Consider the following 26,167-nt stretch of genomic DNA (forward strand, 5'->3'; position numbering starts at 1 on the left):
ATTAAAAAATCAATTTACGAGAAAGATCTATTTACACAAAAGATTTGACAGTTTCTAAAATTTATATAATACAGAAAGGAACTTTATATATGCCAAATTTATCCAGTGATTTAACTTCAACTATTAATGAGAGACTAAACAACTTGACCGCATCTAAAATTCGAGCATTTGACCAAAAGGTCTCTGAAATTTCTGGGATTATTAAGTTAACTATTGGTGAACCTGATTTAGCGACACCTGATCATATTAAAGATGCCGCAATTCGTGATATTCAGGCTAATGATTCCCATTATGCTCCTCAAGCTGGTAAGCCAGAACTACTTGAAGCTATTAGCAATTACCTTGACCGCTCAATTGGTGTACATTATGATCCAAAAAGTGAAATCTGTGTCACTGTCGGTGCAACAGGTGCATTAAATGATGTCTTTATGACCTTGCTTAACCCCGGTGACAAAATTTTGGTTCCTACTCCGGTTTGGGCTTTATACTTTCAGCTAATTAAAATGACTGGAGCAATCCCTATTCAAGTCGATACTAAAAAAGATGACTTCATCTTAACAGCTGAACATTTACGTCATGTTCTCAATGGTCGCGGTAAAGGTGCAAAGGCAATTATTTTAACTGATCCTTCTAATCCAACTGGCCGCGTTTATTCTGCCACAGCTCTCAAAGCCTTAGCAGATGTCATTAAGGAATACAAAATCTTTTCTGTAACTGATGAAATTTATGCAGAACTTGTTTATGGCAAAGCCAAACATCACTCACTTTCTGAATACATCCCTGACAGAAATATTTTGATTTCCGGTTTATCCAAGGCTTATGCTATGACTGGCTGGCGTTTAGGCTATATTGCTGCCCCTAAACAAATCATGAAGAGCATCCGCAAGATTAATTCATTTTTAGTTACTTCAGTTACTGATAACGTTCAAATAGCTGCTGTCGAAGCCTTAAGCAATGGTCAAAACGATCCTAAAAAAGCACGTGAAATCTACGAAGCACGTTTAAACTTTATGCAATCTGGCTTAGAAAAGTTGGGCTTTGAAATGGCCACACCGCAAGGAGCATTCTACATTTTTACTAAGATCCCCGAAAAATATGGCACCAATGATGAACAATTCGCTTTTGAGCTGGCTCAAAAAGCAAAAGTCGGTGTCACTCCTGGTCGCTACTTTGGCAAGGGCGGTGAAGGTTATGTCCGTCTCTCTTATGCATCATCAACTGAGCAATTAAAAGAAAGTTTAGCTCGGATTAGTAATTTCGTTAATAATTTATAATTCAGATAAAAAAATAAGTGATCTCAATCAAAGCGAGATCACTTATTTTTTATTATATTGATTTATTACTTATCCCAAGTTGAATTTTCTGCAGCATCTTCAGCAGCCATCTTTTCAAGACGCTCTTCAGTTGCCTTTACACTGTCTTGGTACTTTTCCTCAACTTCGATCCCCAAGTCAGCTAATTGTTGATCAGCTACTGGAGCTGGAGCATGCATCATTGGTTCTGAAGCAGAAGCATTCTTAGGGAATGCTGAAACGTCACGAATATTATCCTTATCAGCAAGCATCATTGCAAATCGATCAAGACCGATAGCTAAACCTGCGTGAGGTGGGAAGCCCATGTCCAAAGCATCCATCAAGTAACCAAATTGTTCATATGCACGTTTCTTAGTGAAACCAAGTGCCTTAAACATATTTTCTTGAATTGAGCGCTTGTGGATACGGATTGAGCCACCGCCCATCTCATCACCATTCATAACAATATCATAACTACGTGCGTGAGCCTTATGAGGTTCAGTAGTTAGCAACTTAACCCCTTCATCATCTGGCATAGTGAATGGGTGGTGAGCTGCTACCCAACGGCCAAGTCCTTCATCGTATTCAAATAATGGCCAATCAACAACCCAAACAAAGTCATAAACACCCTTAGGAACAATACCAGTTTCTTTGGCAAATTCACGACGAAGGTGGTCAAGTGAATCACAACATACCTTCCACTTATCAGCTACGAATACTACTAATTCGCCGCCTTCAAGATCAAATTCCTTCTTCAAAGCTTCTTTGTTCTCATCAGTCAAGAAGCGAGCAACAGGGCCTGAAAATTCGCCATCTTCAAATTTAACCCAAGCCAAACCTTTAGCGTGGAAACGTTTAATAAAGTCAGCCTTCTTGTCAATCTTCTTACGTGAGTATTCTTTTGCACCATTTTTAACAGCAATTCCCTTAACAAAACCGCCATCAGCAATTGCACCGGAGAAGACCTTAAAGTCACTATCCTTGAAAATTGGGCTTAAGTCATGAATCAACATACCGTAACGAGTATCTGGTTTGTCACAGCCATACTTGTTCATTGAATCAGTCCAAGTAATTCGCTTAATTGGAGTTTTAAGATCAATGCCCTTGACATCTTTCATAATTTTCTTCAAAAGACCTTCAGTATAACTCTGAATAGTTTCTTCATCAGCAAATGACATTTCCATATCAATTTGAGTAAATTCTGGTTGGCGGTCACCACGTAGGTCTTCATCACGGAAACAACGAGCTAACTGGTAATACTTGTCAAATCCTGCACCCATTAAAAGCTGCTTGAACAGTTGTGGTGATTGTGGCAAAGCGTAGAAACTACCTGGATAGATTCTTGATGGTACTAAGTAGTCACGTGCACCTTCAGGTGATGACTTACCTAAGATTGGAGTTTCAATATCAATAAAACCATTTTCATCAAAGAATTCATGAGTAGCACGCAAAATCTTTGAACGTAAAATAATTGCTTGTTGAACTTCTGGACGGCGAAGATCAAGATAGCGATACTTTAATCTAGTTTGTTCTGAGACTTCAATTCCATCTTTAATTTCAAATGGAGGGTTCTTAGCCTTGTTTAAAATAATGATTTCAGTTGCATCAACTTCAACTTGACCAGTCTTCATGTCAGGGTTAACTTCTGAACGCTTAACAACTTTCCCCTTAACTTGAACAACATATTCATTACCAAGTGAATCGGCAATATCCATTAACTTCTTACCAGAATCTTTGTTAACAACGATCTGAACCAAGCCTTCACGGTCACGCAAATCGATGAAAACCAAGTTACCTAAGTTACGTACACGTTGTACCCAACCATAGAGATTTACATCTTGACCGATGTATTTTTCAGTAATATTGCCACAATAATCTGTTCTTTTTTCGATCTTTTCCATTGTTACTAGTCCTTCAATTCATCCATTATTTTAGTCATGTTATTTAGATCTTCAAGACTTAAATCGATTGTCTTGCCATCAGCTAAACGTTTAATATTCAAAACGCCGTTCGCCAGTTCCTTTTCACCTAAAGTAATAACATACTTAGCACCTTCACGATCTGCCTTCTTGAATTGGTTCTTTAACTTCTTCTGATTGACATCAAAGTCAGCTTCAAAACCTTGATTACGAAGGCTACGTGCAATTTCAATTGCCTTTTGTGCAGTACCGTCACCAATATTAGTAATAAAGAAATCAATACCGCGTTTCTCGAATAATGCAGGATTTTGCTTTTCAAGCACCAACATCAATCTTTCTTCGCCAATCCCGAAACCAACGGCTGGAGTAGCGGGTCCATTGAATTCTTCTACCAAGTGATCATATCTACCACCACCAAGAATAGTAGTTGCACTTTCCCATAAGCTCTTATCTTCAACCATAAATTCAAAGATAATTCCAGTATAGTAATCAAGTCCGCGTACTAGATCATCATCAATTACATAATCAATACCAAGTTGATCTAGCATCTTCAAGATTGCTTCAAAATTAGCTTTTGAATCGTCATCCAAAAATTCACGAATCTTAGGTGCCTTAGGCAAGAACTTCTTATCACGTTCATCTTTAGAATCTAAAATACGCAATGGATTATCACGCAATCTTCTTTGTGAGTCTTCTGATAACTCATCTTTCAAAGGAGTGAAATAATTAACCAAAGCATCATGATAATCTTGACGTACTTGCTCATTCCCCAAAGTGTTAATGTGAAGTTGGTAATTCTTAACGCCTAACTCACCCAATAAATCATGTCCCATCATGATTGTTTGTACATCACTTAATGGGTTGCTTGAGCCAAAGCTTTCTACCCCAATTTGGTGAAATTCACGTTGACGACCGGCTTGTGGTCTTTCATATCTAAAAGTTGATTCCATATAAAAAACATTAAATGGCTTAACAACTTCTGGCGCATACATCTTGTCTTCTACATAAGCCCGCACTACGCCAGCTGTTCCTTCTGGGCGAAGGGCAATATGGCGACCACCCTTATCATCGAAGTCGTACATCTGTTTTTCAACGATTTCTGAACTATCGCCACTTGAACGAGCAAAGATTTCATAATTTTCAAAACTTGGTGTGCGAATTTCACGATAATTTGCGCGATTGAAGAAATTTCTGGCAGTTTCTTCAACTTTTTGCCATGAACCAGATTGATCAGGCAAAATATCAACTGTTCCCTTAGGTTTTTGAACTCTCATTTAATCATCCTTTTTATATTTTGATAACTTGATTAAAAATAAAAAGCGCCCTTGAACTTAATCAAGGGCGCTTAAATTAGCACGGTACCACCTTTTTGGTTGCTGCGATTAACGCTCGCCAAACGATCCATTATCTGTTAAAGGTGTCACAGACCGCGATCTATCTACTCTCTCACCACAACGAGCAGTCTCTTTGAATAGATCATTGCTAATCTACATTCTTTGTCATCGATAATTCTTACTTAGCTTATATTTTTCTCAAGACATTGTCAACCTTTGCGGTCTCATTTTTTCGCTAAAGATCTAACACAATCGTGAATGGACCATCGTTTTCTAAACTAACTTGCATGTCAGCCCCAAACTCACCAGTCTCAACGTGGAAACCGTCATTTTCTAGTTCTTGATTAAAGTCTTCCCAAAGTTCTTTCGATCTTGGTGGACGCATCGCATCAACAAAACTAGGACGGTTGCCTTTTTTAGTATTTGCCATCAACGTAAATTGTGATACCGACAAAATTTCTCCGTTAACATCCTTTAAAGACAAGTTAGTCTTCCCCTCCTCATCTTCAAAAATACGCATTTTAGCTATTTTATCAGCTGCTTTTTTGATTACTGGCAATTCATCACCATTTTTGATGCCAACTAATAATAAAAAGCCTTTACCAATCTTGCCCACAGTTTTACCGTCAATATCTACTTGAGCATGATTTACTCTCTGAATTACAACTCGCATTAATTATCTGACCTCTTAGTTTCGTATACGTCTGGAATATCACGTAATTTACTCAAAATTTCATCTAGTTGATCTGCATTCCGTACAGCAACTGTGACATACATATGTGCAACATTATCTTCGTTTACTTTACCAGAGATATTATTAATATTCTTAGTAAGTGAGTTCAACTTATTAATAACGTCACTAAGCAGATTGGAACGATTGTAACCAAAGACTTCAATATTTGCATTAAAGGATTGAACACTATTTTCCTCAACATTTTCCCATTCAACATCAATTAAGCGGCCTTGTTCTTCAGCTTCTTTGGTGATATTACGGCAATCTGTTCGGTGAATAGTTACACCGCGACCTTTAGTTACATACCCAATAATCTTATCACCTGGAACTGGATTACAACACTTAGCTAAATGAAGCATTAAGTCACTAACGCCTTGGATCATGACGCCATTTTTATGCTTAACCTTCATTGTAGTATTTGAATTCTTCTTAGGTTGTTCTTCTTGAATTGCTTGTTGTCCAGAATTCAAAATCTTTTCTTCCAGCTCTTTTTGTTTTTGATTTTCTTCCTCACGGCGCAAATCAACCGTCAAGCGATTAACCACTGCTTGAGCAGAAAGATCACCAAAGCCTACTGCCGCATATAGTTCATCTGCAGTGTGATAATTAAAGTGCTCTAATAGCTTTTCAATTCGATCCCTGGCCATAAATTCTTTGGGTGAAAGATCCTCATCGCGCAACATGTCAGCAATCAATTGTTCACCATGCCGGATGCTATCTTCTCTATCCTGACTTCTGAAGTAGCGTCTAATCTTGTTGCGCGCTCTTGAAGTCTTCACCATGTCAACCCAGTCACGCGATGGCGCAGCATTAGTCTGTGTCATAATTTCAATAACATCGCCATTGCGTAATTTATAGTCCAAAGGAACTAATTTGTTATTAACTTTAGCTCCAACAGCATGACTACCAACTTGAGTGTGAATTGCATAGGCAAAATCTAGCGTAACCGAACCTTTAGGTAGTTCATATACTTCACCTTTAGGCGTAAAAACATAAACTCTGTCTGAAAAAATATCACTTTTAACAGACTTCATAAATTCACCGGCATCTTTAGTTTCATCCTTTAATTCAAGGATTTCTCTTACCATATCCAGCTTTTCACCAGAGGTACTTTGCTCAACACCAGTAAAATTACCACGCTTATAAGCCCAGTGTGCAGCCACACCATATTCAGCTACTTCATGCATTTGTTCAGTTCTAATCTGAATTTCTAGTGGACGACCACCAGGCCCAATAATGGTTGTATGGAGTGATTGATAGCCGTTAACCTTTGGCATAGCAATGTAATCCTTAAAACGACCTGGCATTGGCTTCCATTCAGTATGAACAGTACCCAAAACAGCATAACAATCACGCACATTTTTAACAATTACACGTACGGCCAATAAGTCATAAATCTCATCAAAATCTTTATGCTTATTAACCATCTTTTTATAGATTGAATAAATATGCTTCGGACGACCATAAATTTCATACTTAATGCCTAATTCATCTAGAGTCTTCTTCAAAGTCTTGATTGTATCGGCAATATATTTTTCACGCTGGCTTCGCTTGACATCCATCAAGTTAACAATGCGGTAATAGGCTTCGGGATTTAAGTAGTGGAAAGACATATCTTCTAGTTCCCACTTAATTGTCCCAATACCTAGACGATCAGCCAGCGGTGCATAAATATCCATTGTTTCGGAAGCAATACGCCGCTGCTTATCAGGTCGTAAGTGTTGCAGAGTATGCATATTGTGTAAACGGTCAGCTAATTTCACCATAATTACACGTAGATCTTGAGCCATGGCAATCAACATTTTACGGTGATTCTCAGCTAAAAATTCTTGATGAGACTTGTACTCATATTTGTTTAACTTGGTTACACCATCAACAATAAAAGCTACATCTTCACCAAATTTTTCCTTCAGCTCATCATTTGTAACTGGGGTATCTTCCACTGTATCGTGCAAAAAGCCCGCTGCAACTGTATCAGGATCTAAGCCTAATGTAGCTAAAGTTCCAGCCACTTGCGTTGGATGAATAATATAAGGCTGTCCAGACGCCCGTTTCTGTCCAGCATGAGCTTTATTGGCAAATTCATATGCTTTTTCAACAAAGGCCACCTGGTCATTATTCATATACTTTTTGCAGGTATCAATTACCTGATCATGCGTCATTTCAATGTATTTGGACATTATGATCATCCCCTCTAGCGGTAAATATTTTTATTCATTAAGCCAAAAGCTTCAATTATTAAGTAAATTAAACCAAACATTAAATTATACAAAGCAAAATGTGGCAACATTGCTAAGCAGAAAAGCACAGGTAACAAGAAAATCCACCACTTGGACAGGTTAAGTTTAATAATTAAATTGCCTAGATGGTATGCAATGATGCTGTTAATAATAAAAAACAGAATTGCTTCTCGCCATACTACCGGCACACGGCAAATGCTAAAGATATACGGCAAAATCATTACCAAAATACTCCACCAGACAAGTGACATCCAGCGATGAGAATTCAACTTCCTGACAATTGGAATTGCTTCGATTTTATTTCCTAGTTTTTTCATTAAAAGATTGTGCCTCTCATCAAAGTTTAATTTAATTGATAATATTTTACCATATTTATTTTTCTTTTCTAGTAATTGCTAGTCCAATCCAGCGACCTTGACGCATGGTTAAATCGACCTTAAAGCCATTCTCGTCTAGAGCCTTTTCAATCTTAGGCAATTGCAGGTAGTCAATTCCAGAAAAGATAACTTGACCATCGTCGTTTAAATGACTATCCATTTGTGGAATCAAGTCTAGTAAAATTTCTGCCAAAATATTGGCAACAATGATGTCAAACTTGCCTTTAACATCAGCTAACAAACTAGTCTTTTGAGTGTGAATATTATTAATATCGTTTAAGGCTGCATTTTGTTTAGCTGCAGTCATTGATTCATCTGAAATATCTGTGGCTAAAACGTCAGTTGCTCCTAATTTTGATGCAGCAATTGCCAAAATACCGGACCCTGTACCAACGTCCACTACATTCATTGGCTTAACCATTGCTCTCTCTAGGCCCATCATTGCTAATTGAGTAGTTTTGTGATTTCCTGTACCAAAAGCTAAGCCTGGATCAAGCTTAATTAATTGCTGGTCCTTAAAAGCGGGTTTGTAATCTTCCCATTCAGGCACAATTGCCAAGTGACGTGAAAAATCAATCACGTGATAATACTTTTGCCATGCCGTGTTCCAATCTTGGTCCTTAATGTATGAAGTTGTAATTTTGGCATCCCCTACATCTAGGCCATAGCTCTTCAATTCCTTTAACTTATCTTGGAATTTTTTTACTAATGCGTCTTTATCTGCTTCTTCATCAAAATAAGCATAGAAATATGTATCCTTAGGTAAGTCTTTAATGTCATCCATTTCAACTACAGTAGAATCATGCAACCAGCCTGCTTGCTCAAAGTCGCTACGCTTTCTTGATTCAATACCCAATGCATTCAGATTATCTAAAGCAAAAACGCTCAAAGCGTCTTCAACTTCATGACTAGTATCAATTTTAATAATTAGTAATTTCATTAATATTATCTCCTTTGGGATTTTCTTTGCATAATGCTATCATGATAACAGGTGATAAATATGTCAAAGAAGAAAAATAAAAAGAACAAACTCGAAAAAACATTGGTCGAAAAAATCTTAGACCAAAATAAAATCAAGTATCGTCAAGCTCAATTTGCTGTCTCCGAAGATAAAGGCGGAGTTGCACAAATGAACACTTCTATTTTAGAAGACAAAGAGCGTTTAGTCTATAAAACTCTCGTCTGCGAAGGAAATAAAACTGGTCCATTGGTTGGTGTCGTACCAGTTACTGAACATTTAAGCATGAAAAAATTAGCTAAAGTTTCTGGTAACAAAAAATGTGAAATGCTTCCCTTAAAGAAATTAGCCAAAACAACTGGTTATGTACATGGCGCTAATACTCCTATCGGAATTTATTTTAAGGAAAAGTTTCCTATCTATTTGGATGACTCTATGCAAGGAAATCCTGAAATTGGTGTTTCTAGTGGTGAAGTTGGCCGCAGTGTCTTTTTGAACCCAGAAGACTTAGCCAAATTCTGCCATGCTCCTTTTATTGATCTAAAAGAATAAAAAGCGCTTACAATTTATTGCGTTATTCTTCTTCTTTTGTGTTATAGTAAATATATGTACCGCATACAGAATATAACAATTACATAGAAGAAGATGACAAAAATGAATATATTGTTAGGAATTGTTGGCTTTGTAGTTGCCATGATCGCTGCCTTTGTTGTTACGGCATTAGCAATTGCCAAGTAAATAAAGCGAAAAAATAATAACAGATTTAAAATGACGTGGTTTGATATCACGCCGTTTTTTTCTATATAATAGTTATTTATTATCAAATTATAAATATTTAATATATAAGGCCAAACTATTTATACTAAAAAGAAAGCATGATTAATTAACAATCGCAAACTAAAAGAGACAGACCAAAAATCTGTCTCTTTTTTCTACCTTAATTTATTTAATCTGCATGTCTCCACTTCTTATCAGTTAAGATACGTGCAGCTAAAAGACCTAATGGCAAGGCCACGACAATCATCAACGCTTCTACGATCCAATAAGCCCCGATATTAATATTCGTGATTCCAAAGTTAAATACAGCTCGATACATGTAAAGACCAGGCACCATAATTACAATTGATGGAACAGTAATTGCAATTCTTGGAAAACCAACTTTTTTCCTTACAATACTTGCTAATAGACCAGCTGTTAAAGCACCAATAAATGCTGCCAAAGCTGGAGCAACCTGAGCATAATCGACTAAGCTAAGACGTAATGTATTTGCCATTGCTCCCATTACCGCGGCTGTAGCTGCCATTTGTGGTCGACTGTTAAACATAATTGAAAAACCAAACACCCCACAAAAGCTAGCCAGCAATCGCAAGCAGGTCAACGTCCCTGGATCAATTTTTAACTTAGGCATAGATCCTGGATGCAAACGCAAAATTGTTGCTACAACCCAGCCTGCCATCGTTGCAATTACGATAATTAAAATCGCATAAGTCAGCCGTTCAAGCCCAGAGCGCATATCTAACTTAGACATGTCCAATCCAGATGTAATAAATGGAAAACCCGGAATTACGAACAACATGGCACCAATATAGCCATAGGCATGATCATGATTAATGTGGAATAATATTTCTCCTACATGAAAACTCATAAAGTAAACACTGCAGGCTATGGCAACCGCAACCGCAATCTTGGCTACCAAAGTTAACCTGTGCTTACCCATAATTGCTCTAATATATTGACCGCAAGCTGCACCCAAGAAAGCACAGATCACCTCAGGAAGACCGCCGCCTAATAAGAAAATAAAGCCGCCGCAGGCCAAGCCTGAACTAAGTCCCGAAATTAACGGAGAATACGCTGACTTTTGCTGAGAAATCTCCCGTAAGCGTTTATGAATTTGACCGATAGTCCATTCCCCATGTCCCTTTTCAAATTGCCGAACGAATTTTTCCATTTCATTCAACTTAGTCATATTCACACCTGTTGCTGGTAACGATAAAGTCTGTGAATACGATTCATTATCAACATCAAAACAGGTATATTCAATTGACACTAATCCAATATCCGTTGAACAGGTAATGCCCAAGGTTCTGGCAACCGTATCCATTGAATCACGTACTCGCCAAGCACCTGTACCACAGCTTAAAAGCATAATACCTACTCGACCTACAATCGAGGCCTTTTCAACTAATGTTGCATCCTGCGCCATCGTATTATTATCGCTCTTGAAAAATTCCTCCCACAGAATCTTCATATGATGTTTTTCTGATAAATGATGTTCTCGATCAATTTCACTCATGCTATTATTACTTTCCCTCACATAGTTCGCATAATTATAACTATTATATTCTACCACAGGAACTTCATCATAATTTTTGATATTTTAAAATTTGCTGCTCCTTTTTATTATTTTAAATTTATAATAGACATATAAGTTATTTTGAAATAAAGGATGATTTAAAGTGGCTCAATTAACTGATGAACAACTTGCTAACATTGCTCATGACTTTTACCTTAGTCAGCTTAATATTGCTGATATCTCACAAAAATATGATTTATCGCGATATTTAATCGCTAAAGCACTAGAAGAAGCGCGTAACCGTGGAATTGTTAAAATTAAAATCTCGCGTGGAATCAAACGCAATCAGGTACTAGAGAGAGAATTTCAGAAAAGATTCAGATTAAAAGAAGCTTTTATTGTCGAAACTACCGGCAACCGCGATGAAAATAGTGAAGCCGTAGTTAACTTCGCTGCTAAACAAATTGAAACCTATCTAAAGCAAGCAAAAATCGCTGGTATTAGTTGGGGTGCAACAATGCATGGCGTGATCAACGACTTTTTTGAGCAGGACTTAGAGCAACTTTACTTTATTCAATTACTTGGTCAACCAATTAATTCTAACCGCAGGAAGAATCCATTGGCCCAAGATGCGGCAGAAAAATTGCATTCCCATAGTCTAAGTCTGCCAACCCCACTTTATATACTAAATCCAAAGATCATGCCTGCCTTGAAACATGAGCCTTATTTTAAAGTAATTGAAAATTGTTATCATCACTTAGACATGCTTTTCACTGGTCTTAGTACTTTCCAATCATTTCAAGCTAATCAATTTTTGAAAGAAAATTATGGACCTGAACTATTTAAAGACATTCCTGACTGCGATGTAGCTGGAATGATCATGGGACGACCATATAATATTAAAGGTGAATTTTTCCCTGACTTCGAACAACACATTTGTGGTATCAGCATGAATGACATTATGAAAACGCCAATTCGTTTTTGTGTCGTCCGCAATCGCTTTAAATCTGAGGCACTCCTTGGCGCCTTACGTAGCGGTATCATTACTCATCTAGTAACTAATGATGCAATTGCCCAACGCGTTTTGCAAAATATCGATTAATTCGCTAAAGTAATACAGAGATAGACTATTTATAATGAGGAGAAAAAATGAAAAAATCTAAATATGATTTATGGATTGGTGCACTGAACCTGATCAATTGTGTGTTATTCATTAGCTCTTGGTTTGCCATCCTTGGAGCTGACTTCACTGCTAGAATAGCTTTAATATTTTACTTATTTGCCTGGTTCGGCGTGATCCTTAATGCCGTTGCAGTAGTGCAATCGCATAACATGAATATCTCACTAATTGGGCCAATTTTAGGAGTAATTGGTAATGCACTATATGGCTTTACCGCTGCTCTAGCCTTACCTGCTGTGATTGTTAATATTATTTCTGCCTTCTTTATCTTTATGCAACATAGCAATAAAAAATAGAAAAAACAGCCAAAAATTGGCTGCTTTTTCTATGCTAAAATTTGTTATGTACTGGTCAACAATTACTAAAGTTGGATTTACAATGACTGGGAGGTGAGAATTATGGAGTTTAGAATTGACGAATGTATTCCAGATGTTGTATCAATGATGGCTTTAGCACAAGCAATTGCAAATTTTGACCTCAATGGTAAAAAGCCACAAGATGTGAACCTAGGAAGGATGGCAAATGTCTAAAGTTTTTCGAAATGACTTAAAAATAAAGGACATCCCTAATCAAAGAAAACTTAGGGATGTCTTTTTTTAGCCTAAATATGAAATTGCTACTTGTAATTGTGCCAGCTTCATTGCCGCCTGAGCCACATTCTTGCGATCAACATCAACAAAAATCTCACAGTGTTTTTCATCAAATTCATAACCTGACCCTAGCGCAATATCTTCCGCAGTTTCATATAACTCTTTATCTTCTTCATTAGGATCTAGCTTAAATAGAATTCGTCCGCCATCACTAACGCGGCAATGATCATCGGCTTCCTCAACCCAAACATATACGGTATCGCCATAAGAATCAATCATCATTGTGGCAATCTGCAATGTCCTATCGTCAACCCAAATTGTCTTGGTTACCTTAGCAACATACGAACCTATTTCATGGTTAATTTTCTTTAATTCATCCTGCTTCATTTTTTACCTCTAATTTATAAATTCTTTTCTTTAATATAAGGATACCCTCTTAGTAATTCTTCTACAAATTTATTAAATAGATTGAATCTCCCAATCAGCTTGACTGTTACCGCTTACTAATTATACCTTGTAAATATACTAAATTTTGGAGAAAAATATGCATACTAAGGGTTTATCAGTTAAAAATGTTGTAGCGATCGGAATTGGATCGGCAATCTATGTTATTTTAGCACGTTTCACATCGATTCCTACGCCTATTCCTAACACAAATATTGAATTAGTCTTTCCTTTTTTGGCTCTTTTTGCGTCAATCTATGGCGCTAAGGTCGGTTTTATTGTCGGCTTTATTGGACATGCTTTGTCTGATTTCATTATGTACGGGCAGACTTGGTGGAGCTGGGTATTAGCTACTGCTGTTTTAGGCTGGATCATCGGTTTAGCGGCCAAACGCTTAGACTTAAAAAATGGTATTTTTGGTATTAAACAAATAATCTTTTTTAATATCATTCAAATTATTGCCAATATTCTCGCCTGGATTGTAGTTGCACCAATCGGTGACATTATCATCTATAGTGAACCTGCTAACAAAGTTTTTGTCCAAGGAATTTCGGCTACGCTTTCTAATGGTATTACAATTATGGTCATTGGCACGCTCCTACTTAAAGCTTATGCTGGAACCAAGATTAAAAAAGGCAGCTTGCGCAAGGAGAATTAAACAATGCCTAAAACAATTATTGAATTCAAAGATTTTTCATTTAAGTATGACAGTCAGGCCAAGCCAACACTAAAACAGATTAATCTAACTATCAAACAAGGTGAAAAATTGTTAATTGCTGGACCATCAGGTTCAGGTAAATCGACCATTGGCCGCTGTATTAACGGCCTAATTCCCAATCTAGATACTGGTGAAATCACCGGTGAATGCACTATTAACGGCAAGAATATTAAAGACACTAACCTATTTGATCTTTCTTTCACCACCTCAACTATCCTACAAGATACTGACAGTCAATTTATCGGCTTAACTGTTGGTGAAGACATTGCTTTTGCTTTGGAAAACGACTGCCAACCACAAAATCATATGAAACAAGTTGTTCATCGCTGGGCTGATGAATTAGGGATTGAGCATTTATTAAAGCAGGCGCCACAAAATCTATCTGGTGGTCAAAAACAAATTGTTGCTCTAGCTGGTGTCATGGTTGATGAATCACCAATTTTACTTTTTGACGAGCCACTTGCTAATTTAGACCCAGCTTCAGGAATGAAAACGATGGCTTTAATTGATCGCATTCAAAAAGAATTAAATGCGACAGTAATCATTATTGAACACCGTCTAGAAGAAGTTTTGAGTCAGCCTATAGATCGCATTATCCTAATTAATGATGGTGAAATTGTAGCTGATAAGAAGCCAAATGATCTATTACATGAGAATTGTTTAGAAGACGTTGGTGTTCGTAGTCCTCTTTATTTAAATGCCTTAAAAAAAGCTAACGTCGACCTTACGCGTATTCCCGACCTAACTTCAGTCGCTGCTTTGCCCCAAGATCCTGAAATTGCTAAGCAGTTGCAAGAATGGCAAAACAACATTACCCTAAGTGGTGAAAAAGAAGAGACTCATCCTCTATTAGAACTCAAAGGCGTCGGCCACCGTTATAGTAAATTGCAGATTCATCCTTTACATGACGTTACAGCGACAATCAATCAAGGCGATTTTGTTTCAATAGTCGGTCAAAATGGTGCGGGAAAAACCACCCTTTGTCGAATTATTTGTGGCTTTATCGACAATGAGGGACTTATTTTATTTGATGGTGATAACCTTAAGCAGTTTTCAATCAAAGAGCGTTCCGATAAGATTGGTTATGTCATGCAAGATCCTAACCAGATGATTTCACAAAAAATGATTTTTGACGAAGTAGCTCTAGGCTTGCGTCTACGTGGTTATGATGAGCAGACTATTCGCACTAAGGTCTATGATACTTTGAAAGTTTGTGGTCTTTATCCGTACCGCAACTGGCCAATCTCTGCTTTATCCTTCGGTCAGAAAAAGCGAGTCACAATTGCTGCAATTTTAGTGCTTAATCCTGAGTTATTAATTCTTGATGAACCAACTGCAGGGCAAGATTGGCAAACTTATACTGAGATCATGAACTTTTTAAAACAGCTTAATGATCAAGGCAAAACAATTATGATTATCACTCACGATATGTACTTGCTGATGGAATACACTAACAGATCCCTGGCTTTTGCTGACGGAACACTAATTGCTGACACAGATCCAATCAAGTTATTAACTGAAAAAGCTTTAATTAAAAAGGCCGCTTTGAAGCGAACCTCCTTATATAATCTCGCTATCAAATATCAATTAGAAAATCCAGATAGCTTTGTCCGCGCCTATATTGATGCAGAAAGGGATGAAAAACATGCATAATGAGAGCCAAGTTTTAGGTTATCAACCTGGTGATTCTTTTATTTATCAATTAAACGCAACCACTAAGTCAGTTTTTATGCTCCTAGTCTCGGTTGCTTGTATGGTAACTTATGATACCAGATTCTTAATTGCTATCTGTATTTTATCAATTTTCTTGTTTAAAGAGGTAAAAATTAAGTGGAGCCAGATTTCTTTTATCGTGAAATTTATTGTAGTTTTCATGTTGCTAAATCTGATTTTTGTTTTCATCTTTCAGCCAAGCTATGGTGAAAATATTTATCATTCTAAAAGCATCTTGATCCATGCCGGCTACTTCACATTAACATTGCAAGAGGTATTCTACTTATTCAATCTTTTCTTAAAATATGTCTGCTCAATTCCAATCGTATTGCTGTTTCTATTAACTACTAATCCTAGTCAATTTGCTGCTTCATTAAATAAAATCGGCATTAGTTACAAAATTTCCTATGCTGTTTCTCTAGCTCTACGCTACATCCCAGATATCCAAAATTCTTATTGGGATATCTCAGCTGCCCAACAAGCACGTGGCAATGAACTATCCAAAAAGGCTAGTTTAGGCAAACGAATTAAGGGGACATTGAATATCGTGATGCCTCTTATCTTCTCCAGTTTGGATCGAATCGATACAATTTCAACAGCCATGCAATTACGCCGCTTTGGCTCAAAGAAAAAACGGACCTGGTATGTCACCCAATCATTTAAAAAAGCTGATTATCTTGTAATGATCGCAGCCGTGATTTTGGTATTAATTGTGGTTGGTCTCTGGCAACTTGATCATGGTAGATTTTATAATCCATTTATTTAGACCAAAATTAAAAGGACCTAATGGTCCCTTTTTTGTTTTCGATTTTTCTGTTTATGATCATCTTGAGTGACAATCTCAGGTTTCTTAGGAATCGGCGGCGTGATTATTTCATAATTACGCAAACGGTGTTCAAGATAGTCATCTAATCGCTCTTGCGTATTTTCATGTACAATAATCATTAAATCGCCTCACTTTTCATAATTATACCTCAAAAATGTAGGTTAAACAGCGTAATTACTAAGTATGTCATTCCACTAGCAATCACAGGACCTGCAGCTACACCCTTGAAAACCACTACTCCAATAATAGTACCTAAAACTAATGCAACCGTCACCTGTGGCACCGCTGCTAATTGATCAACACCATAACGTGACAAGATAGCTACAGCAATTCCCGCTAAAATGGCAATCCATCCAGCTGGCGACTTAAAAGTTTTAATCAGATCCTTAAAGCCAATCTGTCCTGTCGCAATAGGAACTAGAATTGCAACCGAAATAATAGTTACGCCCCAATTAATCCCCTTTGCTTGAATAGTAGGCAGCCATTTACTAGTAAACGGTAATAATTTAAACACCATTACCACTCCCGTTGCAATAATTAATGACATGTTTTTACCCAATAACGCTACAACTAGCACCAATGCTAGAAATAACCAACTTTCCATATTTATCTCCCCTCAAAAAATCATTAGCATTAGTTCACTTTAACAAAAATATTCATCAAAACAAAATAATGAGTCTAAATAAGTGAAAATCAATCTAATTTGTGTCATAATAAAATTACTCAGAAAAATATATGTATACGCGCACCTCGTTCTTAAAACGAGGTGTTTTTTTACGCAAAGAACCAGTGCAGATATTTATGCTTGAAAATAAAATATTTGCACAAATAATTAAAAAACGTTTCTTGCAAAAATACAACTTAACATTTTAATAAAAACAAAAAGATGCCACTTTCGTGACACCTTTGTGATTACTTATTCATACATTTCGTTTTGAACTAATCCCTAACTTCCTTAATGGTATCAATGATAGTACCATCACGATACTCAACTAAGGCAACCGTACGATCAGTATATTCAAGTGGCTTTGGTACACCAACTTGTTTTTCAGCCATTTTTTGCAATTCATTAATATCCAAGATCTTAAGTCCTGGCACCTTACTAAAGGCATCCACTAAATCCTGGCGAGCTGGATTAATGGCAATTCCTCTTTCAGTTACTAAAACATCAATTGATGAACCTGGAGTAACAATAGTTTCTACTCTTGGAACAACAGTCGCATTACGTCCCCGAACAAGAGGAGCTGTAATAATCGTCATCTTGGCACCAGCTGCGGAATCTTGGTGACCACCGACGGCTCCACGAATGACACCATCTGAGCCAGTCATAACATTAACATTGAAGTCAGTATCGATTTGTAAAGCTGACAAGATTGAAACATCCAAGTTGTTAACCACTGCACCCTTATTATGAGGATCGGCATACCAAGAAGCATCAATTTCTTGTTGATTTTTATTGTTAGCCATTGATTGGGCAGCACCCTTATCAAAGTCCTGCACATCCATAACTTTTCTGACTAGACCTTCTTCAAGTAAGTCAGTGGTAGGTTTAGTAATACCACCCAAAGCAAATGATGCAGTAATGCCATCATCAATCATACTTTGACGTAAGTACCTGGTGACAGCTAATGCAGCACCACCAGAACCAGTTTGGAAGCTAAACCCTTGCTTGTAATATGGAGAGTTAATGATTACCTGGTTAACCATTTGAGCAATCTTGAGTTCCTTAGGATCCTTGGTAAAGCGAGTGGCACCAGAACCAATCTTGTCTGGATCTCCGACTTTATCAATTTTAACCACATAATCCACTTGATCTTGCTGAATTGACGCAGGCGTATTTGGATAATCAACAATATTATCAGTTAATAAAACAACCTTATTAGCATAGCGAGCATCCATTAGGGCATAACCCAATGAGCCGAAGACAGCATCCCCATCTTGACCGTTAGCATTACCTGCGGGATCAGATACTGGCACACCCAAGAAGGCAACATCAACCTTAATCTCGCCCTCTTCAATTGAACGAGCACGATTACCATGTGAGCGGAAAATTACAGGATTCTTCAAGCCGCCATGTGAAACAAAATCACCTAGTGAACCGCGCATACCCGAAGAAGTAATATTAGTGATTACTCCCTTTTTAATCGCTTCGATAACTTTATCATTCATAACACCAGTAAGTGAACTTGGAGCCAAGGTTAAATCCTGGTAACCCATACTAATAATCTTGTCCATTACCAAGTTAAAAACATAATCCCCATTTCTAAAATGGTGGTGGAATGAAATAGTCATACCATCTTTCAGGTTATTCTTGATTACCTCATCAAGTGAATCAATAATCTTATTTTGTCCAGTAGTAACTCTTACCTTTGGAGCAACCCGCTTAACTTCAGGATGACCAATTTCAGTAGTTTCAAATGGTTTCAAATTCATTTTTTTCATTAAATCATCTGGTAATTCGCGTTTTACTTTATTCTCCAATGTAGTTACCTTCTTTATCAATCAAGTTAGAAGCTTTCGCTGTTTCCAAAACCCTGGTAGCCTTTTCTACAACTGGCTTATCGATCATCTTACCATTAAGTGAAATAACGCCTGAGCCCTTAGCTTTGGCTTCACGAATGGCATTTTCAACATTCTTAGCTTGCTCAATCTCTTCTTTAGTTGGATTAAAGACTTTATTAACCATTTGAATTTGACGTGGGTTAACCAAACTCTTGCCATCATACCCTAGTTCATGGATATAGTTAGTTTCACGATAGAAGCCTTCAGTATCCTTCATATTTGAGAACACTGTATCAAAGGCATATACGTCTGCGGCCCGAGCTGCTTGTAAAACCATGTTACGCGCAAATTCCAATTCGCGACCATCTGGATAACGATGAGTATGCATATCTGCAGTATAGTCTTCGCCAGATACCGCCAAGCCCATCATTAAAGGCGTTGCGGTTGCAATTTCTGGGGCATTTAAGACACCCTTGGCTGATTCGATGGCAGCCATCACGCCAATAGAACCATTTTCAATGTCAAATTCATCTTCCCAATGTTCGATATCCTTTACCAATTTTTGAATCATTGCAGCTGATTCAGTTTTAGGCAAGCGAATAACGTCAACGCCGGCTTTTACCATTGCCTTAACATCTTCATCGTAAAATGGCGTGTCTTGACCATTAACACGAACTACAATTTCACTGCCACCGAAATCGACTGTCTTAATTGCCTCATAAACCAACATTCTGGCAGCATCTTTTTCCGTTAATGAAACTGAGTCTTCCAAATCAAGCATAATCGAATCTGCACCATAAATGCCAGCATCCTTAATCATAGCAGGATTATTACCAGGTACAAACATCATGGTTCTACGCAAACGATTCTTAACGTATGTCATTTAGAGTACCTCCAAATCTGGCTTGTCTGAAGTTTCGGTTGCACGTTGTGCAGCTGCTAAAGTACGAGCCTTAATTACACAATCCAGTGCTCCCTTATCGGTTGCTTTAACCTTGGCATTTTCTAAGCCATAAGCTTTTAAGGTGTCAGTAATCACCTTTTCAATCTGATCTCCATAGGCCTTTTTTACTTCTGATTCAAGGTCAATCTCAATGCCGTTAGAACCCTTTGAAATCATGATTTGAATATCTGAACTCTCAAGTGTTCCCGCAACTGCTGTGGTTTTAATTTCCATCAATATTCATTCCTTTCTCAATTTTAGACTGCAATTTCTGCATGTTTTGCTTAATAAATTCATAAGTCGTTTCCGGCACGAATTTATTGATCTCTTTTAAATTGCCATCCTTGATCAGCTGTCTAACTTTAGTGGCAGTAACAATTTGACCGTCTTTTTCCAAGCGATCAATTACGATTACTTCAATCTCAGGACCAAGCTCATGCGCTAGGCTAACATTATAAAAGTGAGTCGTTCTTGAAATTGGTTCTTTACCAATATAACGACGGGTAATGTTCAGTCCCGGTGCAATTTGATTCTTAAAGACAGCTGCGTCTATCACCGTTTGTACAGCAATTAAATCGTCAGGTGATTTTAAGAAGTATGCTGGAAAAGTAGCTGGTGAAACCATGTAGTCTCCGCCAGAGATTACTTTCACATTACTAAACTCCTTAGTACCTTCTTGCACCAATTTGAAGCGCTCATCAAAGCTAAACAAAGAAACATCATTAGCCACAACAAAGACATAAACCAAATCGTTTTCTTCACTAGCCATCTTAATCAAATGCTGATGACCCAAGGTAAACGGATTTGCATTCATGACTATTGCAGCGACCTTCTTATGCTCTTGATCTGCTATTTCGGGCACTTCAGCCACAAATTCCTTCACATCAGGCATTCCATTTTCTAAAAAGGCTGCCTGATCCGTCTTGGCTAACAAATTGAAGTGCAAATGCTCAAAGCTAGTTGCATACTTTGCTTTAGTAAAGACAAAGGAATGGAAAATTCCATCATTAGTCAAATATTGCGTTAAGGCTGTAACCACTTTATTGAAGCGAGCCCCCTGCGTATCGGCATCATTCTTGACTCCGATATACTTTAAGACATTACCAGCCACACTACCAGTACCAACTAAATTGCCTTCCTCATCTTCTAGCCCAATAGTATGATCAATCACGTTAACTTCGCGTTCACTAAAATCATTTAACCCCAATGATTCCAACAAGTTTTCCCATTTTTGCCTAGTTGTAGCGTCGTTTAAAAACAAATCAACGACTTTATCCATAAATATGCCGCCTTACTATTTCGGTAATCGTTTTCACAAATATAGTTTACTCTCTTAGTTTGATTATTTCAATTTATCTATTAATTTTTTAAATTTTTCAAAAATTCAGCAATAATCTCATGCGTTTTTTCTGGTTGCTCAGCCTGAGGCAAATGCCCACATTCCGGTACAATCGCCGTTTGAACATCTTGATTCAGCATTTTTATCGCTTGGGTAAATTCTGGATTAAAAAATGGCGATTTTTCCCCAGCAATTACCAGCATGGGAACTGGCGTATCCAAAATCATGTCACGCCAATCTTGCCCCGCATGTTCAACTAAACAGTTATAGTTTTCGGCTGGATCATATGGGAATTCTTGATATTCCTTTTTAGCAGCCAAAAACATTTTTTCATCAATGTGATGGTAAAAAGCCTTGCCAAAATCAAATTTAAGCATGTCAGGATAATTATCCCAAGTTAGGTCTTTAAAGCCATACTTCCAGCTCTTATCCGCAATCATCTTTGGTGACTGGTCTAAATCAACCATTGCCTTTAGTCTACCTTTGCCATAAATTGACAAATATGCCCAAATATTGGCAGCCCCCATGGAATTTCCAATAGCTACTACATCATGCAAATTGAGCTTAACTAATAGCTCCTCTAAGTCAACTGCATGACGACTAATCCGCTGTCCACGATAGGTTCGTTCGGACTGTCCTTGATTGCGTGGATCAAGCATAATAAAACGATAATCATTTTTAAATAAGTCAATTAAATCTTGCCACATTTGACAAGATCCCCCTATACCTGGGATCCCAATCAAAGCAGGCTTATCTTCATCCCCCGTATCGGTATAATGCAAAATTACATCGTCATTAGTTTTAAATTTCATCTTTAATCTTCTTTCATTTTGATTACTCAATTCTATTATGACGCAAAAAAAGCAACCTGGTGATTCCAGATTGCTTATTTTTTACCATAAACCAATAATCTTCATCCAAAGAACTCCGACAGTTCCAAAAATAATCATATAGATTAATCCAAGGACAAAATTCATCTTCCACCATTCACCTTGTTTAACATAGCCAGTAGTAGCCAAAATTGAGGCAGGACCATTAGCATAGTGAGTGGTTGATGCGTTGATTGCACCAGTAAAGGCTAAAAGCATTGCGGAAAGGCCTAAAGGAGCACCAGTTGCAACCGCAACAGACAAGAATGGCAAATAAAGAGCAGTCATATGTGCAGTTCCACTTGCAAAGAAGTAGTGGGTGTAGAACAAAAGCAAAACTAGAATTGCCAATACAAAGCCCCAGCTAACACCATGAAGACCATTTTGAACTAATTTGGAGAACCAATCAATAAATCCGTATGAAATCAGCTTACCAGCCATGAACATCAGGATAGAAAGCCAAATCAAGATATTCCAAGCACCAGTTTCTTTCAGAGCATCCTGCATTGTTAACACACCGGTAATCATCAAAATAGTTACAGCCAGGAAGGCAACAAAAGTCGCATCTAATTGTGGGATCTTAAAGAAACCAGACAAAACCCATAAAACAATTGAAAGAATGAAGACTGACATCATAATTTTTTCTGGAGTTGACATTGGTCCCATTTTTGCTAATTTTTCATCAGCCCATTTCTTAGCATCTGGAGTTTCTTTAATCTGAGGTGGGTACATCTTGTAAATAACAAATGGAATGATTACTGCCAATACAGCAACAGGTACGATTGCAGTGAAAAACCAACCTGCCCAAGACATTTGATAGCCCTTTTGTGCGGCTAATTGTTGAGCCACCATGTTAGGAGCAGCACCGGTAATAAACAAAGCCGTTGATAAAATATTGGCATGAAAGGCAGTAAAGTCAATGTAGGCACCAATCTTTTTACGAGAAGCATCATCTGGCTTAGAATCGTAGCCTTCTTTTGAAACAGATTCAACAACTGGCCAAACGACCCCACCAGTACGAGCTGAGTTCGATGGAATTAAGGCACCGAGAATTAATTCCAATCCAGTAATCGCATAACCAATACCCAATGACTTCTTACCAAATTTTTGAATCATAATATAGGCAATACGGTTACCTAGACCTGTTTTACTAATACCATGAGCCATAATGAAGGCCATAGCGATTAACCATGCAGCAGAGTTACCAAATGAACTAAGCAGGCCTTGATTAACTACCATACCTTTTGCATTTGTAACGTCCTTCATTGGTGCTAAGCCAACTAAAACAGTTACTACCAAGCCAGCTAAGGTTGTACCACCAATTGGCAAAGGTTTTGTAATACACCCTACAATTGTGGCAACGAAAACGGCAAACATTTGCCATGCCTGAACCGAAAGGCCACTTGGGCGCCATGGAGTAATACACCACAATACAATTCCAACGATCAAAGGCCAAATAAAGCCTTTATAATTCACTTTTTCTAAAGTTTTCATAAGAATCCCCTATTCTCTATGGACGATACACATCATCAATGATGTCAAAGCCTTTATCTGCTAAGCTTTTATCTACCCAACTTAAATCAACTTCTCCTTTGCTAAAGGCAATTGCTTTAGCCTCATCCTGCTCATGAAAAGCTTGTGCCTTAGGCAAAATCTCAGGAGCATCTTTACGTGGAATACAAATTACTCCATCAGCATCCCCTAAAATCACATCACCTGGGTTAACACTAACATTCCCACAAGCAACAGGTACATTTATTTCACCAGGTCCTTCTTTATATGGTCCACCTGGGGTAGTACTGGTTGCATAAATCGGCAGTTTCCAATTTCTTAAATTATCAATATCACGAATTGGGCCACCAATTACAATACCTGCAATTTTCTTTTGATCGCGTAAGTAAGACATCATTACCTCACCAATCAAAGATCTAGTGTTATCACCCTCGTCGTCGATGACAATCACATCGCCTGGCTGGCAATACTTTAAAGCCGCATAAATTGATAAGTTGTCACCCGCCCTGGTGTGAACCGTAAATGCTGGCCCAACCATTTCCTCATCAGGATTCGACATTAACTTAATTCTAGGATTCATAGCACAATTTCGTTCCATGCAATCCGCGGTATTAGAAGCTGGGATCTTTTTAAAACCAGCTACAACTTTTGGATCAGGCATTTGCCTCTTTAAATAAATTCTTTTTCCTACAGGCATAGAGTAGCTCTCCCCTCTTTATGCTCCCTAATCTATCTTGTTATTGTTAAACAAGCCTTTTTATAAAAACTAAAACTCATCACAACTCACAATTAGTATTATACACTTATCAATGGATTAAGCGGTTACAAATTTTGAATTATTTTGATTTTTTACTTATTTTTTGAATTATTTAAACTCAAATAATTATGCAAAAAAAGAGAACTGGCTAATTAAACCAGATCTCTTTACTTGATCTTTGTTATTTTGATCTTATTCACCAAAGTTTTCCCAAGGCATTACATCGATTGCAGGTTGATCAAGCAACTCTTGCAATTCTTTTGGTAAAAATTCTTTCTTCACAATCACATCGTAAACATATTGTTCAAACCAAGCTTGACTCATTTCGTAGAAGCCCTTGTGACCAAACTTGTCGCCCCATGAGTTTTCAACCTTCCACTTACGGATATGACCGTTGTCTTCATCAACACCGACTAAAGTCATATCGTGAGTAGCAAAGCCCTCACCAGTATTCAAACGATCAGCCTTGCTCATTTGTGTATCAACGTCAAATAATTGGTCAGTCTTGTACAATTCAGTATCCAAAAAGCCAGTTTTTCTTTCCATTTGCTTTAAAACGTCATTACCAAAGCTGACTGCTTCACCTGCCTTAAGTTGCGCCACTGCAGCTTGAGCTAAATATTCAATTGGTACATTCAAATACTTAACTTGATCACCACCAGCAACATTATCATAAAGTGGCAAATGGTAAACTTTGTTGTATTCATGATTAGGGATGTTGGACAAAGCAACATAATCATCGAAATTAAAGCTCTTGAAATACTTTTGGACAAAAGCTTGTGGTGTCAGATCACGTTCCAAGTGATATTTCTTATCATCATCACGATATTCTAAGTCAAATTTCTTTGGTGGTTCACCCAAGGCTACAGAAACCATGCGATAAATCTCGTTCAAGAATTCCTTCTTAGTTTTTTCTGCTTCATCCTTCTTACCTTCACTGACTAATTTACGCAAAACAAGCGCATCTTTTCGTTCCTTGCGAGCCAAGTTCTCAGCCAAAGCAGTAGTATTATTGGTATTAAAACTCTCTGGCATTGCGTATGAAGGTACTACACCATATTTTTTAACTAAGTTAATGGCCATGGTCCAAAGACCACCATCTTCACCAGCAAATTCAAGCCATGCTTGGACATGACGATCAGTCAAAGGTTTATCTGCTAAACGAATAATTGCATTGTAAAAAGCGTTAGCACGTTCAATCTTGTCCCAGAAGAAATTATAAGCTTGTGAGAACGTAAAATCCTTGACCTTGTTTTCCTTGCCAAAGTAGTGGCGCAAAACATTCAAAGTAGTGAATTCCCAGCAACGACCAGAATGCTTCTGATCAGTTACACCGCCAATATCAAGTTCAGTTGAAAAGACATGGTTAAGTCGTTCTGATACGCGGTCATTAAATGAAGCTTCAAGCAAACCACTACGACGAGCAGCACGAGAAGCTACTTTATTCTCAGGATTAGAATTAAAGCTTTCAGAAAAGCCTTCAATTTCTTGTTGTGAAATAACTGTCATGATATACCTCGTTAATTCTTATCTTTTAATTTTTTTATTAATCTTTTCTTATATAATACTATTTTCTATCTTTTTTGTCATTAAGAAAAAGTCCTAGTTTTTGACAACTAGGGCTTTTA

Annotated in this window: 26 protein-coding genes; 8 read left to right on the top strand and 18 right to left on the bottom strand. The window is 37.5% G+C overall.

The genetic code is table 11. The features are described 5' to 3' along the window. Positions 1–89 precede the first annotated feature (89 nt). A complete protein-coding gene (locus CP352_RS05175; protein ID WP_089143018.1) occupies positions 90–1,274 on the top strand; it encodes an aminotransferase class I/II-fold pyridoxal phosphate-dependent enzyme in 1,185 nt (394 codons plus the stop codon). Positions 1,275–1,339: 65 nt separating this feature from the next. Here the strand turns inward: CP352_RS05175 and aspS are convergent, their stop codons facing one another. The 6 genes from aspS to prmA all read right to left on the bottom strand — a co-directional run bounded on the left by aspS (position 1,340) and on the right by prmA (position 8,835). Further along, a complete protein-coding gene (aspS, locus tag CP352_RS05180) occupies positions 1,340–3,193 on the bottom strand; it encodes an aspartate--tRNA ligase (protein WP_060462156.1) in 1,854 nt (617 codons plus the stop codon). A 5-nt stretch (positions 3,194–3,198) separates the two neighbouring features. Beyond that, positions 3,199–4,485, bottom strand: a complete 1,287-nt coding sequence (gene hisS, locus CP352_RS05185) for a histidine--tRNA ligase (RefSeq protein WP_023488611.1) — start codon at positions 4,483–4,485, stop codon at positions 3,199–3,201. A 295-nt stretch (positions 4,486–4,780) separates the two neighbouring features. Further along, positions 4,781–5,218, bottom strand: a complete 438-nt coding sequence (gene dtd, locus CP352_RS05190) for a D-aminoacyl-tRNA deacylase (protein WP_005720133.1) — start codon at positions 5,216–5,218, stop codon at positions 4,781–4,783. After that, positions 5,218–7,458 carry a bifunctional (p)ppGpp synthetase/guanosine-3',5'-bis(diphosphate) 3'-pyrophosphohydrolase gene (locus CP352_RS05195; protein WP_089147440.1) on the bottom strand — a complete coding sequence of 747 codons (2,241 nt, stop codon included), beginning with the start codon at positions 7,456–7,458 and terminating at the stop codon, positions 5,218–5,220. Before CP352_RS05195 ends, dtd begins: the two co-directional genes overlap by 1 nt. 14 nt (positions 7,459–7,472) lie before the next feature. Continuing rightward, positions 7,473–7,835, bottom strand: coding sequence for a hypothetical protein (locus CP352_RS05200; protein ID WP_013086268.1), 363 nt, complete (start codon positions 7,833–7,835; stop codon positions 7,473–7,475). Between the two features lie 55 nt (positions 7,836–7,890). Then, positions 7,891–8,835 (bottom strand): 50S ribosomal protein L11 methyltransferase, encoded by a 945-nt coding sequence (prmA, locus tag CP352_RS05205; RefSeq protein WP_005727612.1) that lies wholly within the window; start codon positions 8,833–8,835, stop codon positions 7,891–7,893. Between the two features lie 60 nt (positions 8,836–8,895). Here prmA and CP352_RS05210 point away from each other — a divergent pair, with 60 nt between their 5' ends. Then, on the top strand, positions 8,896–9,405 hold the full coding sequence (locus CP352_RS05210; protein WP_005727610.1) for an aminoacyl-tRNA deacylase: 510 nt from the start codon (positions 8,896–8,898) through the stop codon (positions 9,403–9,405). Between the two features lie 394 nt (positions 9,406–9,799). Here CP352_RS05210 and CP352_RS05220 read toward each other — a convergent pair whose 3' ends face one another. Beyond that, positions 9,800–11,146 carry a threonine/serine exporter ThrE family protein gene (locus tag CP352_RS05220; RefSeq protein ID WP_089143021.1) on the bottom strand — a complete coding sequence of 449 codons (1,347 nt, stop codon included), beginning with the start codon at positions 11,144–11,146 and terminating at the stop codon, positions 9,800–9,802. 163 nt (positions 11,147–11,309) lie between these two features. Here CP352_RS05220 and CP352_RS05225 point away from each other — a divergent pair, with 163 nt between their 5' ends. The 3 genes from CP352_RS05225 to CP352_RS11460 all read left to right on the top strand — a co-directional run bounded on the left by CP352_RS05225 (position 11,310) and on the right by CP352_RS11460 (position 12,856). Beyond that, positions 11,310–12,248 carry a sugar-binding transcriptional regulator gene (locus tag CP352_RS05225; protein ID WP_089143022.1) on the top strand — a complete coding sequence of 313 codons (939 nt, stop codon included), beginning with the start codon at positions 11,310–11,312 and terminating at the stop codon, positions 12,246–12,248. Positions 12,249–12,295: 47 nt separating this feature from the next. Continuing rightward, positions 12,296–12,622 carry a hypothetical protein gene (locus CP352_RS05230; RefSeq protein ID WP_005720120.1) on the top strand — a complete coding sequence of 109 codons (327 nt, stop codon included), beginning with the start codon at positions 12,296–12,298 and terminating at the stop codon, positions 12,620–12,622. A gap of 102 nt (positions 12,623–12,724) precedes the next feature. After that, positions 12,725–12,856: a hypothetical protein gene (locus CP352_RS11460; RefSeq protein WP_005720118.1), complete on the top strand. Its 132-nt coding sequence runs from the start codon at positions 12,725–12,727 to the stop codon at positions 12,854–12,856. A gap of 66 nt (positions 12,857–12,922) precedes the next feature. Here CP352_RS11460 and CP352_RS05235 read toward each other — a convergent pair whose 3' ends face one another. Beyond that, positions 12,923–13,303 carry a DUF1828 domain-containing protein gene (locus CP352_RS05235; RefSeq protein ID WP_005720116.1) on the bottom strand — a complete coding sequence of 127 codons (381 nt, stop codon included), beginning with the start codon at positions 13,301–13,303 and terminating at the stop codon, positions 12,923–12,925. A gap of 157 nt (positions 13,304–13,460) precedes the next feature. On the opposite strand from CP352_RS05235, the gene CP352_RS05240 reads away from it, so the two are divergent. From CP352_RS05240 to CP352_RS05250, 3 genes are read left to right on the top strand one after another with little or no spacing between them, the layout of a single operon-like run. Next, positions 13,461–14,018 carry an ECF-type riboflavin transporter substrate-binding protein gene (locus tag CP352_RS05240; protein ID WP_089143023.1) on the top strand — a complete coding sequence of 186 codons (558 nt, stop codon included), beginning with the start codon at positions 13,461–13,463 and terminating at the stop codon, positions 14,016–14,018. Positions 14,019–14,021: 3 nt separating this feature from the next. After that, on the top strand, positions 14,022–15,731 hold the full coding sequence (locus tag CP352_RS05245; RefSeq protein WP_089143024.1) for an ABC transporter ATP-binding protein: 1,710 nt from the start codon (positions 14,022–14,024) through the stop codon (positions 15,729–15,731). Beyond that, positions 15,724–16,557, top strand: a complete 834-nt coding sequence (locus CP352_RS05250) for an energy-coupling factor transporter transmembrane protein EcfT (protein ID WP_089143025.1) — start codon at positions 15,724–15,726, stop codon at positions 16,555–16,557. Before CP352_RS05245 ends, CP352_RS05250 begins: the two co-directional genes overlap by 8 nt. 17 nt (positions 16,558–16,574) lie before the next feature. On the opposite strand, the gene CP352_RS11135 is transcribed toward CP352_RS05250, so the two are convergent. From CP352_RS11135 to CP352_RS05295, 10 genes are all read right to left on the bottom strand, one after another. Continuing rightward, on the bottom strand, positions 16,575–16,736 hold the full coding sequence (locus tag CP352_RS11135) for a hypothetical protein (protein ID WP_005720315.1): 162 nt from the start codon (positions 16,734–16,736) through the stop codon (positions 16,575–16,577). A 29-nt stretch (positions 16,737–16,765) separates the two neighbouring features. Then, positions 16,766–17,221 carry a DUF441 domain-containing protein gene (locus tag CP352_RS05255; protein ID WP_005722922.1) on the bottom strand — a complete coding sequence of 152 codons (456 nt, stop codon included), beginning with the start codon at positions 17,219–17,221 and terminating at the stop codon, positions 16,766–16,768. 335 nt (positions 17,222–17,556) lie between these two features. After that, positions 17,557–19,098 carry a citrate lyase subunit alpha gene (gene citF / locus CP352_RS05260; RefSeq protein ID WP_005722920.1) on the bottom strand — a complete coding sequence of 514 codons (1,542 nt, stop codon included), beginning with the start codon at positions 19,096–19,098 and terminating at the stop codon, positions 17,557–17,559. After that, the gene (gene citE, locus CP352_RS05265; protein ID WP_013086264.1) at positions 19,088–20,002 is read right to left on the bottom strand and encodes a citrate (pro-3S)-lyase subunit beta; all 915 of its coding nucleotides are present in this window, start codon (positions 20,000–20,002) and stop codon (positions 19,088–19,090) included. Before citE ends, citF begins: the two co-directional genes overlap by 11 nt. Next, on the bottom strand, positions 20,003–20,296 hold the full coding sequence (gene citD, locus CP352_RS05270; RefSeq protein WP_005720311.1) for a citrate lyase acyl carrier protein: 294 nt from the start codon (positions 20,294–20,296) through the stop codon (positions 20,003–20,005). It lies immediately after the preceding gene. Further along, complete coding sequence (gene citC, locus CP352_RS05275; protein ID WP_013086263.1) at positions 20,286–21,341, bottom strand: [citrate (pro-3S)-lyase] ligase; 1,056 nt, start codon at positions 21,339–21,341, stop codon at positions 20,286–20,288. Before citC ends, citD begins: the two co-directional genes overlap by 11 nt. Before the next feature lie 80 nt (positions 21,342–21,421). Next, positions 21,422–22,213, bottom strand: a complete 792-nt coding sequence (locus CP352_RS05280; protein ID WP_089143026.1) for an alpha/beta fold hydrolase — start codon at positions 22,211–22,213, stop codon at positions 21,422–21,424. A gap of 81 nt (positions 22,214–22,294) precedes the next feature. After that, positions 22,295–23,764, bottom strand: coding sequence for a DASS family sodium-coupled anion symporter (locus CP352_RS05285; RefSeq protein ID WP_089143027.1), 1,470 nt, complete (start codon positions 23,762–23,764; stop codon positions 22,295–22,297). A 16-nt stretch (positions 23,765–23,780) separates the two neighbouring features. Further along, positions 23,781–24,479 (bottom strand): RraA family protein, encoded by a 699-nt coding sequence (locus CP352_RS05290; protein ID WP_089143028.1) that lies wholly within the window; start codon positions 24,477–24,479, stop codon positions 23,781–23,783. A gap of 252 nt (positions 24,480–24,731) precedes the next feature. Beyond that, positions 24,732–26,048: a C1 family peptidase gene (locus tag CP352_RS05295; RefSeq protein WP_065990884.1), complete on the bottom strand. Its 1,317-nt coding sequence runs from the start codon at positions 26,046–26,048 to the stop codon at positions 24,732–24,734. Positions 26,049–26,167 lie beyond the last annotated feature (119 nt).

Origin of the sequence: Lactobacillus sp. UMNPBX1 (assembly GCF_002554085.1) — a bacterium.
GTDB lineage: Bacteria > Bacillota > Bacilli > Lactobacillales > Lactobacillaceae > Lactobacillus > Lactobacillus crispatus.